Source organism: Mucilaginibacter xinganensis, from assembly GCF_002257585.1.
Classification (GTDB): Bacteria; Bacteroidota; Bacteroidia; order Sphingobacteriales; family Sphingobacteriaceae; genus Mucilaginibacter; species Mucilaginibacter xinganensis.
Genome location: NZ_CP022743.1, coordinates 73,419 through 88,214, shown reverse-complemented (window position 1 = coordinate 88,214; position 14,796 = coordinate 73,419). Strand labels below are relative to the sequence as shown.

General features: G+C 42.1%; 14 protein-coding genes. 9 read left to right on the top strand and 5 right to left on the bottom strand.

Translation table 11 applies throughout. The features are described from left to right. The first annotated feature begins 15 nt into the window (after nt 1-15). The 3 genes from MuYL_RS00390 to MuYL_RS00380 are packed head-to-tail and all read left to right on the top strand — an operon-like array spanning nt 16 to nt 2,774. A complete protein-coding gene (locus MuYL_RS00390; protein WP_094568639.1) occupies nt 16-1,320 on the top strand; it encodes a sensor histidine kinase in 1,305 nt (434 codons plus the stop codon). A gap of 30 nt (nt 1,321-1,350) precedes the next feature. Continuing rightward, a complete protein-coding gene (locus MuYL_RS00385; protein WP_094568638.1) occupies nt 1,351-1,731 on the top strand; it encodes a response regulator in 381 nt (126 codons plus the stop codon). Further along, nucleotides 1,731-2,774, top strand: coding sequence for an adenylate/guanylate cyclase domain-containing protein (locus MuYL_RS00380; protein ID WP_211710210.1), 1,044 nt, complete (start codon nt 1,731-1,733; stop codon nt 2,772-2,774). Before MuYL_RS00385 ends, MuYL_RS00380 begins: the two co-directional genes overlap by 1 nt. A gap of 33 nt (nt 2,775-2,807) precedes the next feature. On the opposite strand, the gene MuYL_RS00375 is transcribed toward MuYL_RS00380, so the two are convergent. The 3 genes from MuYL_RS00375 to nudK form a co-directional block, all read right to left on the bottom strand. Continuing rightward, the gene (locus MuYL_RS00375; protein ID WP_094568636.1) at nt 2,808-4,238 is read right to left on the bottom strand and encodes a glucoamylase family protein; all 1,431 of its coding nucleotides are present in this window, start codon (nt 4,236-4,238) and stop codon (nt 2,808-2,810) included. A gap of 67 nt (nt 4,239-4,305) precedes the next feature. After that, nucleotides 4,306-5,445, bottom strand: a complete 1,140-nt coding sequence (locus MuYL_RS00370) for a TlpA disulfide reductase family protein (RefSeq protein ID WP_170309710.1) — start codon at nt 5,443-5,445, stop codon at nt 4,306-4,308. A gap of 233 nt (nt 5,446-5,678) precedes the next feature. Further along, entirely contained in the window at nt 5,679-6,257 is a 579-nt protein-coding gene (gene nudK / locus MuYL_RS00365) for a GDP-mannose pyrophosphatase NudK (RefSeq protein ID WP_094568634.1), read from the bottom strand. 45 nt (nt 6,258-6,302) lie between these two features. On the opposite strand from nudK, the gene MuYL_RS00360 reads away from it, so the two are divergent. Beyond that, nucleotides 6,303-7,052, top strand: a complete 750-nt coding sequence (locus tag MuYL_RS00360) for a DeoR/GlpR family DNA-binding transcription regulator (RefSeq protein WP_094568633.1) — start codon at nt 6,303-6,305, stop codon at nt 7,050-7,052. Nucleotides 7,053-7,200: 148 nt separating this feature from the next. Beyond that, on the top strand, nt 7,201-7,479 hold the full coding sequence (locus MuYL_RS00355; protein ID WP_094568632.1) for a DUF4242 domain-containing protein: 279 nt from the start codon (nt 7,201-7,203) through the stop codon (nt 7,477-7,479). Nucleotides 7,480-7,550: 71 nt separating this feature from the next. Here the strand turns inward: MuYL_RS00355 and rlmF are convergent, their stop codons facing one another. Next, nucleotides 7,551-8,471, bottom strand: a complete 921-nt coding sequence (gene rlmF, locus MuYL_RS00350; protein ID WP_094568631.1) for a 23S rRNA (adenine(1618)-N(6))-methyltransferase RlmF — start codon at nt 8,469-8,471, stop codon at nt 7,551-7,553. 209 nt (nt 8,472-8,680) lie between these two features. On the opposite strand from rlmF, the gene MuYL_RS00345 reads away from it, so the two are divergent. Both MuYL_RS00345 and mgtA read left to right on the top strand, forming a co-directional pair. Further along, nucleotides 8,681-9,517 (top strand): universal stress protein, encoded by an 837-nt coding sequence (locus MuYL_RS00345; protein ID WP_157740515.1) that lies wholly within the window; start codon nt 8,681-8,683, stop codon nt 9,515-9,517. A 37-nt stretch (nt 9,518-9,554) separates the two neighbouring features. After that, nucleotides 9,555-12,122 (top strand): magnesium-translocating P-type ATPase, encoded by a 2,568-nt coding sequence (gene mgtA, locus MuYL_RS00340; RefSeq protein ID WP_170309709.1) that lies wholly within the window; start codon nt 9,555-9,557, stop codon nt 12,120-12,122. Here the strand turns inward: mgtA and hemA are convergent. Continuing rightward, nucleotides 12,119-13,357, bottom strand: coding sequence for a glutamyl-tRNA reductase (gene hemA / locus MuYL_RS00335; RefSeq protein WP_094568629.1), 1,239 nt, complete (start codon nt 13,355-13,357; stop codon nt 12,119-12,121). The two genes, mgtA and hemA, sit on opposite strands and share 4 nt — an antisense overlap. 241 nt (nt 13,358-13,598) lie before the next feature. Between hemA and MuYL_RS00330 the strand changes: the two genes are divergently transcribed. Beyond that, nucleotides 13,599-14,318 (top strand): LOG family protein, encoded by a 720-nt coding sequence (locus MuYL_RS00330; protein ID WP_094568628.1) that lies wholly within the window; start codon nt 13,599-13,601, stop codon nt 14,316-14,318. Between the two features lie 27 nt (nt 14,319-14,345). Further along, complete coding sequence (locus MuYL_RS00325) at nt 14,346-14,750, top strand: hypothetical protein (RefSeq protein WP_094568627.1); 405 nt, start codon at nt 14,346-14,348, stop codon at nt 14,748-14,750. Nucleotides 14,751-14,796 lie beyond the last annotated feature (46 nt).

The following is a 14,796-nucleotide window of genomic DNA, read 5'->3' as shown; positions in this document are numbered from 1 at the left end:
ATCTAACTTTACCATATGGCTTTTTTCTTCTTTCTGGCAGCTTTTTTACTTGTAAGGCGCATCACAAAGCGGCTTAAATATTCCATTATCTATCCCAAGTGGCGTACGCTGTTAAGTACGGCAAACTGGGCTATAATTGCTCTTTATTTTTCTATCGCGTTTACTTTGGAAGACGAGGCTGTTGATATTTTGGGAAGCGCGATATTATTAGGATTGTTGCTTTATGTAGAAAAGGAGCCTGATTTTAGATCGCAAAAAGGATATGTTAAGGCTAATTACCCACTGGTTGTTGTCGGTTTTATAGGCGGGCTAATTATGTTTATTGCTCCGAAGTTTTATAATAAATATGACAACTATTTTCAGCTGGTGACGCTGGCTGCATTTGTTTGGATTTTCGGCAAATGGGCAAATTCTAATAAGCAGGAGGAGGAACTGCGTATAGCCGCCGAGCGTAAAGCCGAATTGGAGGCCCTGGTAAATGAGCGCACAGCGGAACTGGTTAAACAGAAAGAAAATTTACAGGAAATAGTTGAGGAGCTAAAAGCCACCCAGGATCAGCTTATCCAATCAGAAAAAATGGCCTCATTGGGCGAGCTTACCGCAGGCATTGCACACGAGATTCAAAATCCGCTAAATTTTGTAAATAACTTTAGCGAGGTAAGTATGGAGCTTATTGATGAGATGGAGGAAGAGCTAAACAAAGGCGATAAAGAAGAAGCCATTGCCATTGCTGCTGATATTAAACAAAACCTGGAAAAGATCCGTCACCACGGCCGCCGCGCCGACGGTATTGTTAAAGGTATGCTGCAGCATAGCCGGGCAAGCAGCACCACAAAAGAGCCTGCTGATATCAACAAGCTGGCTGACGAATACCTGCGCCTTTCGTACCATGGATTAAGGGCTAAGGATAAATCGTTCAATGCAAACTTGGTAACCCATTTCGGCGACAATTTACCGTTGGTTAATATGGTGCCGCAGGATGTGGGCCGCGTATTATTAAACTTATTTAATAATGCCTTTTATGCGGTACAGCAAAAAGAAAAAACAGCGGGGCCTGATTTTAAGCCAACAGTAGAGATAAATACAGCAATAAAAGGCAAAAGCCTGGAAATAAAAGTTAAAGATAACGGCACCGGTATTCCTGACGAGATCAGGGAAAAAATTATGCAGCCGTTTTTTACAACAAAGCCTACGGGCGAAGGAACCGGCCTGGGCTTATCTTTAAGTTATGACATTATAGTAAAAGGGCACCAGGGCAAAATAGATATTGCTACAAAAGAAGGAGAGTTTACCGAATTTACTATTTTATTACCCCTTTAACTTAAACTTTAATTAATTTTAGCAGCACCTATGAAAATATTGGTAGTAGATGATGAGGCAGATATTCAACCGCTTTTTTTGCAGAGGTTTCGTAAAGAGATCAGGAATAATGAGGTTGAATTTAGCTTTGCCCAATCCGGAGAGGATGCGCTGGGATACCTGAAAGAAAAGCATTCAGAAGTAGTGCTTATCCTTTCAGATATCAACATGCCCGGCATGAGCGGACTGGAATTGCTTACACATATCCGCGAAGATTTTGATACCCCACCCCCGCCCGTGGTTATGATGATAACTGCATACGGCGATGATGAAAATTATAAACAGGCTATGGAAAAAGGCGCTAATGACTTTTTAACCAAACCGCTTGATTTTAATTTATTAAAAGAAAAACTTAAAACCTTTAGTGCATAATGGCTAAGATATTAGTGGTTGATGATGAGGCTGATTTGGAATTATTGGTAAAACAGAAATTCCGCCGCAAGATCCGGGAGAATATATACGAGTTTGTTTTTGCCCAAAATGGCGAAGAAGCACTTGAGCGCATAAAAGAACACCCCGACCTGGATGTTATTTTGAGTGATATCAATATGCCTGTTATGGATGGCCTTACCCTGCTTAGCCGTTTACCCGAGGCTAATCCAATGGTTAAAGCAGTCGTGGTATCGGCCTACGGCGACATGCAGAACATCCGTACTGCTATGAACCGGGGCGCATTTGATTTTGTTTGCAAACCCGTTGACTTTGAAGACCTTGACCTTACCATGGAAAAAACAATTGTGCACGTAAGGCAGTTGCAGGAAACCATGAAGGCCATTAAGGAAAACAACATCCTTAAAATGTATGTGGATGAGAACGTGCTCAACTTTATGAATCATAAGGAGTTTGAAGGCACGCTAATGAAGAATGAACTGATTGACGCAACGGTAATGTTTATTGATGTTTGCGGCTTTACTGCAATTACCGAACAAGTGCCGGCCAATACTGTGGTTACCCTGCTCAACGGTTTGTTTGATACCATTGTTAAGGAGATTTTGGCGCAGGGTGGCCACGTTGACAAGTTTATGGGTGATGCCGTGATGGCGGTTTTTAGGGGAGAGTATCACCTGGATAAAGCGATTGATGTTGCCCTGGTGGTACGTGAGCATTTGAAGAATATGGCAGCAATTAACCTGGGTGATGTTTCCTATAACCCAGCGGTATCCATCGGAATTAACTCCGGCGAAATGGTGTCGGGCAATATCGGGTCTTCGTCGTTAAAGCGCCTTGATTATACGGTGATAGGGGATACGGTAAATTTATCTCAACGCTTGCAATCTGCCGCAAAGGCCGGGCAAATAATTATTACCGAAGAAGTTTACCACAAAGCTAAGGAATCATTTAAATGCGAAAAAATAGGCGAGGTAACTCTCAAAAATAAATCAAAACCTGTTACTATCTACCAGGTTTTGGAATAGCAGCCGTTTCAAAAATCATCAATATGCATTAAACTATTCCTTTATCCATTTACTCTTAAATCCCAATCGCTTCAATCCTTTTTGAATATCGGGGTTGTTCATAAATAGTTTCCAGATCAGCCCGGTGCGGTAATTTTCAATCATCACTACTATTGGCCCCTGGTCAATAGCCAGGTGGGTTTTAGCATACCAGTTATGGGTTTCACTGAAACCGTCGGCAAAACCGTAAGGGCCCCAAATCTTATCGCCCAAATCATAATAAAAATGCCTGAGCGCCTGCATAGAATATTGCGGTGTATATGGAAACGATGATAGTGCAGCAGTGGGCTGGATCACACCACGATCATCCTCGGGGCAATGTGCCACATAGCCTTTAAAGCTATCGCCTGCGGTAAGCCCCCAGCTGTTTTCGCCATAGCCCTTATAGTGCTTTGGATTTGCAACACAATAGGCCCTGTTAATTAGCGTGTGGCTTTTTGTTTGTTCCGCATAGTCTACGCCGTTATCATCTGTCAGCCCGTTCGGGTCAATCCCCATGTAGGTATATTGCTCAAAAAATAGCGGACCGCCCATGTCAAAATTGCCAAGCGGGAGTTTGTATCCGAAATAGGATTTACCGTTTTTCCAGCTGGCGCTTTTCACCCAGCTGTTTTCATAAAGTTCTTTTGAAATGGGGTGCACCGGCGACGAGGCGGCGATAATATAAGTGATCAGCGCTTCGTCGTAACCAAATACCGGGAAATTCATATCAAAATCGTTATCAGGGCTCCAATGCCAATACAGGCTTTTATTGCCATTGTTGCTGTGCCAGTTCCAGTCGGCGGCATCCCACATTTGCTGTACACGCTTTTGAAAGTACCGTTCGGGTAGGCTATTGCCTTTAAAATAGGCCTTTGCCGTAAGCATGCCCATCATCAGGTATGATGTTTCAACAATATCAGCGCCGTCATCCAGCCTGCCAAATGGGATTGTTTTGCCGGTTGCCCCATTCATAAAATGCGGGTAAATACCATGGTAACAATCGGCTTTAATTAAAAAATCAACAATTTTTATCAGGCGGTTTAAAGCCGTATCCCGGCCTATCCAGCCACGATTTACCGCAACTATGGTTGATAGGATTCCCATGCCGGTACCGCCAATAGCACAGGCTTCGGAGCCGAAAGTTGATTTACTCAGGTTCGGTTCATCGTCGGCTTCATTAATGTAATCCCAATAATATTCTCCTTTTACAGTATTATCCCGTTCCCGGGCCAGGCCGCTAACGGGGTGTGCAAAATGCCAGAAATACCTGAACGTTTGCCGCTGGATAATGTCAAGCAAAGCAGAATCTGTGATATTCTTAACAACACCTACCGGGGCGATTGAACTACCAGGTATGGGTTTATGTACAACGGTTTTCTTTTGAGCAAATGCGTTTAAGGTAAATAACAGGCAGATGAGCGTGTATGCTAAGCCTTTTTTCATAAATTGACATTAGGTTTTGTGGAAAAAATTGGTTCACTAAGTTAGGTGTTTTCTTTTAAAATAGATCTTACCGCTTAGATCCCGAACTCAGCAAGCCATCTAATGTACTGTCCAGAACTTTGTCTTTAATGTTTCTCGCCACAATTTTTCCCGATGGATCAATCAATATGTTTGAAGGAATAAGGGTTATGCCATAAAGCTTTGACGCAGCATTTTTGCTGCCGTTAAGATCTGATACCTGGGTCCAGGTAAGGCCATCGTCTTTTATTGCTTTAAGCCAGGCTTTTCTTGTACTCTGGTCGTCCCATGAAACTCCTAATACAGTAAATCCCTTATCCTTATATTTGTTATAAGCAGCTAAAACAAACGGATTTTCAGCCCGGCAGGGTGCGCACCATGACGCCCAAAAATCTATCAATACATACTTACCCCTGAAATCAGAAAGATTAACCGGCCTGCCGTTTATGTCGGGCTGCGTAAAATCTGTTGCCATAATGCCAATGTCTGATTTCATAGAGGCCGCTATATTAAGCCATAGGGCTTTACCAAACGGCGTTTCTCTTATGACTGGCGTTAATTCTTTATAGGCGCTCTCAATTTGCGGAATAAGATTTGCATTGCGTTTTTTCATCAGGTCAAGCGTTACCAGGCTAATGTATGAATCAGGGTGATTTTTAACAAATGCAAACTGCACAGGCTCCATTTCAGCAAATACCGTTTTAAAATTAGCCCTTAACGTGGCCACCGTATTAATATCCTCTTGCTGCGCCGGCGTTAAAGCTTCAAAATCTTTATTGAGTTTTATAAACCTGCTTTGTAAAGGGTTTAGCGCCTTGTTTAACGTTGTAAGATCGTTGTTTGTTGGTGTGCCTGAAATACTGGAATTAAGAAGCGAATCGGGCGAAGTAATCAAAATATTACCGGGCTCTATATAAAAGTTAAAAACGTCATGCAACTCCGCTGCCGTCATCGGGTCATCATTACGGCAAACATAACCATACTCTCTGCCGTTAATTTTTCCCTGAAACGTAAATGTGTGGTTCCTGACAATAGTTGAATCACCTTTTGTTTTGCTGTCAATTTTATAGATAAGCCAGATCTTATCACCATCTTTAAGACCCGGGCCCACCCCTTTTATAGTAAATGGTGATTGTGCCAAAGCGACAAATGGGAATAATGTTATGACTAATAATATTGTTATTTTCATTTTGCGTAATAGCTGGCGCATTGTATCTGATAATTAAATATAATTGATAAAGATGCTAAATCTACTTTTTTTAACGCCCAATTTAAAACAAGATGACAAAGTTGCATTTTACATTTTAACCTTGATGAATTTACAATAGCATTAGTTGTGTCGCATGCAGTGTCCAGTTTTGGGTATCTCTAGCCATGCAAAAGGCTAACAATAGGTAACACCGGGCTACCTGTAAAAAAGGTTTATAAATTCATTAAGTTATTTAACGCGGCATATTGCAGTAGCATTATGGTTTTAGCATCTTTAATTTCACCGGTTTGTATCATTGCCAATGCGCTGTTAAAAGGTATTTCAAGCACTTCAATATTTTCCTGTTCGTCAATCAGTCCACCGCCATCGGTTACCTTCATTTCGTTATTGTATTCAGCAACAAAAAAATGCAGAATCTCGGTTACAGAGCCGGGCGACATATAAGCTTCGAAGATCTTTTCAATGTGCGTTACTTTAAAACCTGTTTCTTCTTCGGTTTCCCGCCTGATGCAGTCTTCCGGATTATCGGCGTCAAGCAAGCCTGCACAAGCTTCAACCAGGTAACCACTGGTGTTGCCGTTGATGTAGGTAGGCATCCGGAATTGCCGTGTAAGCACAACATTGCCGGCGTGCTTGTTGTATAAAAGAATAGTGGCGCCGTTTCCTCTGTCGTATGCCTCCCTGTTTTGTTTATGGGTGATGCCCTTGTGTTCTATTTCAAAAGTTACTTTTTTAAGGATGTACCAATTGTCTGAAAGAATTTCGGTATCCAGTATCTTCACATTGCTCATTTTTGATCTTTTTTGATTATTTTTGATCAAATAACAGCATAGTTAATGATATTTCAAAAAAGAAAGCAAAAAATACTGCAAATACTGGCACAATCTGGAGAGGCTGATATACACCAATTTGCCGATGAATTGCAAACTTCGGAGATTACCATCAGGCGCGACCTGAACCGGATGGCAGCTGATGGCATGCTTTATAGAACCCATGGCGGCGCCACCCGTGTAGACCCATTGATGGGCGCAAAGGCATTCGAGAATAAGGCCGCGGTTAATGTGAAAGCTAAAGATGAGATTTGCCGCCGTGCAGCGAATGAAATAAATGATGGCGATATAATTTTTATGGACTGCGGCAGTACCGTATACCGGTTATGCCAGTTCATAAAAAATAAAAATATCAAAGTAATTACCAATTCGTTACCGGTGGTTTATGAACTGATAAATAGCCAGGTTTCGATAAACTTAATTGGCGGCGAGGTTGACCCGGCGCGACAGGCGGTTCACGGCAAAATTGCCGAAGAGCACATTAACAGGTACCGGGCAACAAAAGCATTTTTAGGGGTTGATGGAATTTCGGCAAAAGGACTGTTTGCCCAAAGCGAAAATGAAGCATCAATTACACTGGCTATTGCTAAAAACAGCAGGCATACTTATCTGCTGTGCGATGCGGGCAAAATAGGTAAGGAAACCTACCTTAAATTTGCTGAGATAAATGTAATAAACACCATAATTACTGACTACGAAGGGTTTGAAAATGTGCTTTTTAGCCAAAGAGGGGTAGAAATTTTAAAGGTTGAATAATTGTTAAAAACATTCAAATAATTAATATATTAGTGAAGCCGATTGCTCCCTGACTATTTGCTTGTAATGTTTAAAAGCTGCTGCCTTAGTTAATAAAGGTAAATGCCGCTTAACGGGTGTTAAATTAATTATTCACTTAAATATTATTATGAAAAAGTTCGTTATTGAAAGAAACCTTCCGGGAGCCGGAAAGCTATCTGCCGAAGATCTGCAAGCCATTTCTCAAACCTCCTGTTCAGTTGTTGACTCACTCGGGAAACCGTACCAGTGGATTGAATCATACGTTACTGACGATAAAATTTTTTGCGTGCACATGGCCGACAGCGAAGAAGTAATTCGCGAACACGCCAATCTTGGTGGCTTTCCGGTTACCAACGTGTTCGAAGTAAAAACAATGATCAGTCCCGCTACAGCAACGGGGGCGTAACAAACTTAGAGGTAAAGTCCCGCGGATTCAGCAAAGGGGCTTTGCTTTTTTCAGCAGCCGTTCATCTTTTATCATGCTAAAAACGTCCAAGCCACTATCCTGCTAACCTTTTGTCCCTGCGACATACTGATGGTTTTAACATCAAGCGCGTTAATCTTTTTCAATATTCTGTAAACTAAAGGCAGCGTTTCCTTTTTTGAAACCAAAGTTGTAAACCATTTACAGCTCTGCGGTATCAATGCACTTTCTTCAATCATCCGGGTAATAAATGCAGCTTCGCCACCAGGATACCACAGCTCTGTTTTTTGTCCGCCAAAATTGAGGGCATTATTTTGTTTGGGGTTAATGCCGAGCTTTTTCCACTTGGTGTCGGTGGCCGACTTTGCCTCCAAAGCAGATGAATGGAAAGGCGGGTTGCAGATACTTGCATCAAACAGTTCGCCAGGCTTAATAATGCTATTAAAAATGTTTGTTTTGCTTGTTTGACGGCGAATTTCTATTTTATCTTTCAGCTGCTTATTTAACGCCACGATGTTTTTTGCAGAAGCTAAGGCAATAAGATCAACCTCGGACCCAACAAATTGCCAGTCATATACACTGGCGCCAATTAACGGGTAAACGCAATTGGCACCCGTTCCAATATCCAGAATTTTTACCTGGCTGCCTTTAGGAACAACACCATTATTGGTTTCGGCCAGCAAATCGGCAAGGTAATGGATATAATCCGCCCGGCCGGGTATCGGCGGGCAGAGATACCCTGCCGGTATATTCCATCCCTCTATCCCATAAAAGTGTTTTAGCAAAGCATTGTTCAGGGCCTTAACTGCTTCAGGATTGGTAAAGTCAATCGACTCGTCGCCGTGTTGATTCAGCAAAACAAATGCCTTTAGCGAAGGGCTGCTTTTATAAAGCTGTTTAAAGTTATATCGTTCCCGGTGCAGGTTGCGCGGGTGCAGGTTTTCTTTTTCTACGGGTGTTACTTCAGGAGGCATCGGGCAAAGTTAACCTAACTATCGCCAAAAACATAAACTGATATTAGGATAACTAAAACATACGGCAATGAAATGGATAGATGCATCACATCAACATAGTAAATCGTTCCATTTTGTGTAAATATCAGGTCTTTAGGTGATTAATGTCATTTTTTAGGTTAAAAAATATGCCAAGCTTTGAGGTAATTACCAACGCTTTTAACTACACTATGAAAACAATCCTTGTTATTAACGACTATTCAGCCGAAGCCGCAAATGCAGCTAAAATGGCATTGAATATCGGCAGAAAAGTAGCTGCCGACATCATAATAGCAAACACAGTTAAAGTTAACGAAAAAACGCAGGTTAAAGGCGGCCTGCAAATGGCGGGCAGCAGTACAATTGTTCCGGACGAACCCGAAGTAAACCTGGTTACGCAATTGGAGTCCATTAATGGATCAGAAGATGATTATAAACCGGTTATTACTGTTATAGATGCTTCCCTTTTTAGCGAAACAAACCTGGCGGAGCTTATTATTAAGAATGATATCTGGCTAATGGTTAAAGGCATCAGGAACAATCCGGGAGCAAACCAATCCGGGTACTCTCTAAATGCCCAGGCTGTATTGAACAGGGTACGATGCCCTTTAATGCTGGTCCCGGAAAGCTTTGTGGCCAAAGACTTTGAACGCATTGTTTATATTAATGACCTGCGTTATTGCCGGTTGCTTATTATAAAATATTTGGTCAGTTTAGCTAAAACCACTAATGCCAGGTTGCAGGTTGCCCATCTTTCGGCAAACGGAATGCCTGATATGGAACAGCATTATTCCGAACACTTTTTTGCTGAAACTGTAAGTCTGAATTGTAATTACGATCAAATGTTTTTTAGTAATATTAAAGAAAGGGATATCAACAAAGCGGTTGACGTGATGATAAACGGGTTACATGCTGATCTGTTAGTGCTGGTTAATCACAGGTTTCACCTGGAAGAGATCCTTGGCATTTACATACCAGTAACGCTGCCTGAAAACATTACTGTTCCGCTACTGATCTTCCCCTGTTAACCAAATTTTGTTTTTGTAATTTAAGTTAAGCATAAAATTGGGTCAAAATAATCAGTCACTGGCTTCTTTCTGGAATTTTAGCGTTAACGAGGTTTTAGCTAAGCTTTCGTGTACGGGTAATGGCCTTAGCAGCAGTAATGCTGCGTTGCGGCTTAAAACTTACGGGCACAATATATTAAAAGACAATAAGAATAAATCGGCTTTGCTTTTATTCTTATTTCAGTTTAAAAGCCCGGTCACCTTGTTGCTAATAATAGCCTCATTATTATCTGCGGGTTTGGGCGATATCCCCGACACGGCTATAATTTTAACCATTGTTCTCGTTAGCAGCATCCTCAGCTTTTTACAAGAACGAGGCGCGGCCAATGCCGTAAGTGGACTTTTAAAAATGGTTCAGCTGCACTGTACTGTTTTGCGCGATGGCAAAAAGGCTGAAATCCCGGTTGACAACGTAGTGCCGGGCGATATTGTATTTTTAACTGCCGGCGATATTATACCAGGCGACAGCCTGATCATCGAATCGGTGGCGTTGTATATAGATGAAGCCGCATTTACAGGCGAAACTTACCCGGTTGAAAAAAGCGCGGCTGTGCTGCCTGCAGATCTGCCGCTCTCAAAAAGAACCAATTCGCTTTTTATGGGGTCGCATGTGGTAAGCGGCACAACAAAAATCCTGGTGGTAAATACGGGGAAAAACACAGCGTTTGGACAAATATCAGCCAGCTTGCAATTAAGGGCTCCTGAAACAGATTTTGAAAGAGGGGTACGCCGTTTTGGCTATATGCTCATGGAGATTACCCTGCTATTGGTAATCATCATATTTGCCATAAATGTTTTGCTGCATAAGCCCGTTTTAGATTCTTTTTTATTTTCCCTTGCCCTGGCGGTTGGGTTAACCCCGCAGCTATTGCCGGCAATTATCAGTGTAAATCTTTCAACCGGCGCACGCCGAATGGCCCAAAAGCAGGTAATTGTAAAGCGCCTTTCGTCTATAGAAAATATCGGCAGCATGAATATCCTCTGCTCTGACAAAACCGGCACCATAACCGAAGGTAAAGTGAAGCTTAAAGGTGCGCTGGACATTGATGGCAATGAAAGTAAAAAGGTGTTGGAATATGCCTGGCTAAATGCATCTATGCAGCAGGGATTTCATAACCCCATTGATGAGGCCATTTGTGCTGTTCAGCACAGCGATACCGGCAAGCAAACGCTGAAGTTTGAAATCCCTTATGATTTTATCAGGAAAAGATTAACCGTGCAGATAAGTGACGGATCCGGCGATGTTGCTATAACCAAGGGTGCATTGACTAATGTACTTGCTATTTGCACCCGCGTTGAGCTGGCAGACGGAAAGGTAGTGAGCCTGGACGGGAAAAAAGCCGGGATACTTAAGCAGTATGAACTACTAAGCAACGCGGGGCTCCGCACGTTAGGTATAGCTTATAAAGCTGCCGGGACCGGCAAGCAGTTTATGAGGGACGACGAAAAGGAAATGATCTTTTTGGGTTTTGTGACGTTTTTTGACCCACCCAAGGCCGATGTAAAGGTAATTATTGATAAACTGCGTGGCCTTGGGGTGGCACTTAAAATTATTACCGGCGATAATGCTTTGGTGGCAAAAAGTCTCGCGCTGCAGATTGGTGTAAAATCGCCGAAGATCCTTACCGGGGCTAAAATGCAGGTAATGAGCAGTGCCGCTTTAATGCATAAGGCGTTAACCACCGATATTTTTGCCGAGGTTGAGCCAAATCAGAAAGAACGCATTATAAATATCCTTAAAAAGGCTGGCAATGTGGTAGGTTTTATGGGCGACGGCATTAATGATGCACCCGCTTTACACACCGCTGATGTAGGCATCTCGGTTGATACAGCCGTGGATGTAGCAAAAGAGGCTGCAGATATTGTTTTATTAAACCGGGGGCTTGATGTGCTGTATGATGGAATTATTGAAGGCCGTAAAACTTTTACCAATACCATGAAATATATATTTATGGCAACTAGCGCTAATTTTGGCAATATGTTCAGTATGGCTGGCGCTTCGCTGTTTTTGCCATTTCTTCCCTTGCTGCCCAAACAGATCCTGTTAACCAACCTGTTGACAGATTTTCCTGAAATGGCTATTGCAACAGACAGGGTTGATGCCATCAATATTCAATCGCCGCAGCGGTGGGACCTTGGGTTTATCCGCCGCTTTATGATAACTTTTGGTTTGTTAAGTTCCGTATTCGATTACCTTACTTTTGGCATCCTGTTGCTGGTGATGCATTCAACCGAAAAAGTTTTTCAAACAGGCTGGTTTATCGAATCTGTGATCTCGGCAACTTTAATTGTGCTTGTTGTGCGTACGCGCCTGCCTTTCTTAAAAAGTCTGCCCGGTAAATACCTGGCAATTGCTACAGTAATAATATTAGTTTCGGTGGTGATATTACCGCTTACGCCAATGGCTGCATGGTTTGGTTTTGTGAGGATCCCCACAGCTTATTACGGGTGGATGCTGTTGGTTATTGCGGCCTACCTGCTTGCGGCCGAAACTATTAAAAGGCGTTTTTACAAAATAATGGATAAATACCTACAGCAAAAGTGGCACAAAGTATTTGTTGATTAATTGGCTACAGCTAAAATAAATTCGTTTATGGCTTCCAGGTAATGACAGCCGCACTCGTTTTTAATCTTCATCTTTCCTGCCATATCATTAACCACCCGCTGTATTTTACCTTCCGCATTATTTAGGGAACATTTACCGGAGTTTACCTGGGTTTCAGCGAAATGCTGAACATAAATGTCACTGAGCCTTGTTTTAACCGCCTTTAAAGCCGGTGCGGTTTGCCGCATTTGGTGCCATGTTAAAAACACGCTAATATGGCTTTCAATAATAGCTTTTGCTTTCGGCATTTCTGCCTGGCGTTTCTGTAAATTATCATCCCTCATTTTTGAAAGCTCGTCAACATTAACCAGCGTAACGTTGGTTAACTCCTCACATCCCGGTTCAACATTGTAGGGGATGGATAGATCAATAATAAGTTTGTCTCCTTTATTTACAAGATGTTCCTTCAATACTATAGGTGCAGAAGCATTAGTAGCCACTAGTATAATTTCTGATGAAGAGATGTAATCGGTTAACTCCTCTACCGGGGCATAATTCATCCCAAGCTCAGCCGCTAACCCAGCTGCCTTTTCTTCCGTTCTGTTTATCAGCGTCACCTGTGATCCGCTCAGGTAATCAACAATATTTTTGCAGGTACTGCTTCCCATTTTTCCAATTCCTATCACCAGTATCTTGTGCGTGTCAGATGGCACCAGTGCCCGTTTTATATATTGAACGGCCGCAAATGACACGGATACCGACCCGCTGCTTAACTCAGTAGAATTTTTAATTGTTTTTGATGCCTGTAAAACGCAGTTAAATAAACGCTCCATAAAGCAATTGATAAAACCGCGGTCCATTGAAAATTTTACCGCCTTTTTAAGTTGCCCGATGATTTCGTAATCGCCCAATATTTGAGAATCGATTCCGGCACCTACATTAAACAAGTGCTCAACCGCACTGACGCCATTTTTGATGTAAGCGAGCTTGTTAAATACTTGCTGTGTGCCTGTAGTTTGGGTGCATAATAAGCTAACCAAATCATCTGCGCTATCAGCAAAGCCATAAATTTCGGTGCGGTTACAGGTGGAAAGAATGAAAAGGCTTTCAATATTCTTGGCTGCTGCCATTTCAAGGATAATATTATACTGATCGTTATTAATTGCAAACTGACCCCTTGTTTCGGCATCTGTTTTTTTATAGTTGATCCCCGCTACAAAAAAATCTGAAATATTTAAGGGTATATTCTCGTCCATCTGGTTTAGCTTTTAGCCTTGTTGTAATGTTGTTCGTCCGGGTGTAAAAGTGCGTAAACCCTTCCGGGTCAATGCTGATGGTTGTCAGAACGTAAAGTGACCTTTATCACCTTTTTACCTCCATAATTAATACGTTGGGATAATGACAAAGGTCATAGCGGGTGATGACTTTTGTCATTTTGTGGTTTATGCTTGAAGGCCATCTTTGTTGAAAGTACTTTTTCCTAGTATAAGATCAATAATGGATAAATCTGAAATCGTTTTTCTTGAAGGCCCGCATTCGCGGATAAAAGAGCTGAAATTTACGTTCAGTACCTTGCTTGAATTTATCAGGGGATTCAGGGCATTGCATTTTATAGGCCCCTGTATCACCATATTCGGATCCGCGCGTTTTAAAGAAGACCATCCTTATTATAAGCTAACGCGTGAGGCGGCAGCTTCATTTGCCAAACTTGGATTTACTATAATGACAGGGGGCGGCCCGGGGTTGATGGAAGCAGCCAACCGTGGGGCCAAAGATGTTAACGGCAGGTCGGTTGGCTGCAATATTGAATTGCCGGTTGAACAACAGCCCAACCAATACCTTGATAAATGGGTATATGTAAAACACTTTTTTCTACGCAAAATATTGCTGGTTAAATACTCGTTTGGGTTTGTGGTTATGCCGGGGGGCTTTGGCACCATGGATGAATATTTTGAGGCGCTGACCCTTATTCAAACCCATAAAATAGCAAATTTCCCGGTTATAATTTTTGGCAAAGAATATCATAAGGAGCTGTTGCAGCATATTGAGCTGATGAAAGAAAATGCCACCATAGGCAGTGATGACACCCGCTTGTTTCTTATTACTGACAGCATAGAAGAAGCCACCAACTTAATTATTGAAAAGAGCATAAAGCAACACGGCCTTAAGCCTAAAGCTGCCGGAAAACCACTAAGATGGCTATTCGAGCGCGATTAAATATATAGCAATTAAAAACCACCTCATATGGAAACTTTAAACAACATGTCTGCCCGTTCACTGCAATACTATGTTATTGGCAGGCAGTGGGCATCAGACCTTGAATTTTTCAGGATCGAAACTGCTTTTTTACACCGCCTGCTGGAAGACTATTTTGTGGGCCTGCTTAACGAAATGCATTTGCAGCAGCTAAAGCATGCAGGTTTAAACCTGTTTTACCTTGAGAAAGATGAAACTGAGTTGAGCAAAATGCTGGATGAACAGATTAAACAGTTGGAACTAATGGCTGAAGATGTAATACCGGAGAATTGTGAGGAGCTGGCCGGCAAGCAGGCTCAACTGGAAAACAGGGTAGCGAACCTTATGCACAAGTACCGTTCAGTAAAAAAGGAAATTTTTGAACTGGTAGAAAATGTTATGAATGTAAAATAAAACGCCAGTTACCATATAGTTATATAATTAATATACCCTCTCAAAG

Bases quoted from the DNA above. Each gene is read 5' to 3' on its own strand.
- MuYL_RS00390 (WP_094568639.1), top strand. From the start codon at position 16: ATGGCTTTTTTCTTCTTTCTGGCAGCTTTTTTACTTGTAAGGCGCATC.
- MuYL_RS00385 (WP_094568638.1), top strand. From the start codon at position 1,351: ATGAAAATATTGGTAGTAGATGATGAGGCAGATATTCAACCGCTTTTT.
- MuYL_RS00380 (WP_211710210.1), top strand. From the start codon at position 1,731: ATGGCTAAGATATTAGTGGTTGATGATGAGGCTGATTTGGAATTATTG.
- MuYL_RS00375 (WP_094568636.1), bottom strand. From the start codon at position 4,238: ATGAAAAAAGGCTTAGCATACACGCTCATCTGCCTGTTATTTACCTTA.
- MuYL_RS00370 (WP_170309710.1), bottom strand. From the start codon at position 5,445: ATGAAAATAACAATATTATTAGTCATAACATTATTCCCATTTGTCGCT.
- nudK (WP_094568634.1), bottom strand. From the start codon at position 6,257: ATGAGCAATGTGAAGATACTGGATACCGAAATTCTTTCAGACAATTGG.
- MuYL_RS00360 (WP_094568633.1), top strand. From the start codon at position 6,303: ATGATATTTCAAAAAAGAAAGCAAAAAATACTGCAAATACTGGCACAA.
- MuYL_RS00355 (WP_094568632.1), top strand. From the start codon at position 7,201: ATGAAAAAGTTCGTTATTGAAAGAAACCTTCCGGGAGCCGGAAAGCTA.
- rlmF (WP_094568631.1), bottom strand. From the start codon at position 8,471: ATGCCTCCTGAAGTAACACCCGTAGAAAAAGAAAACCTGCACCCGCGC.
- MuYL_RS00345 (WP_157740515.1), top strand. From the start codon at position 8,681: ATGAAAACAATCCTTGTTATTAACGACTATTCAGCCGAAGCCGCAAAT.
- hemA (WP_094568629.1), bottom strand. From the start codon at position 13,357: ATGGACGAGAATATACCCTTAAATATTTCAGATTTTTTTGTAGCGGGG.
- MuYL_RS00330 (WP_094568628.1), top strand. From the start codon at position 13,599: ATGGATAAATCTGAAATCGTTTTTCTTGAAGGCCCGCATTCGCGGATA.
- MuYL_RS00325 (WP_094568627.1), top strand. From the start codon at position 14,346: ATGGAAACTTTAAACAACATGTCTGCCCGTTCACTGCAATACTATGTT.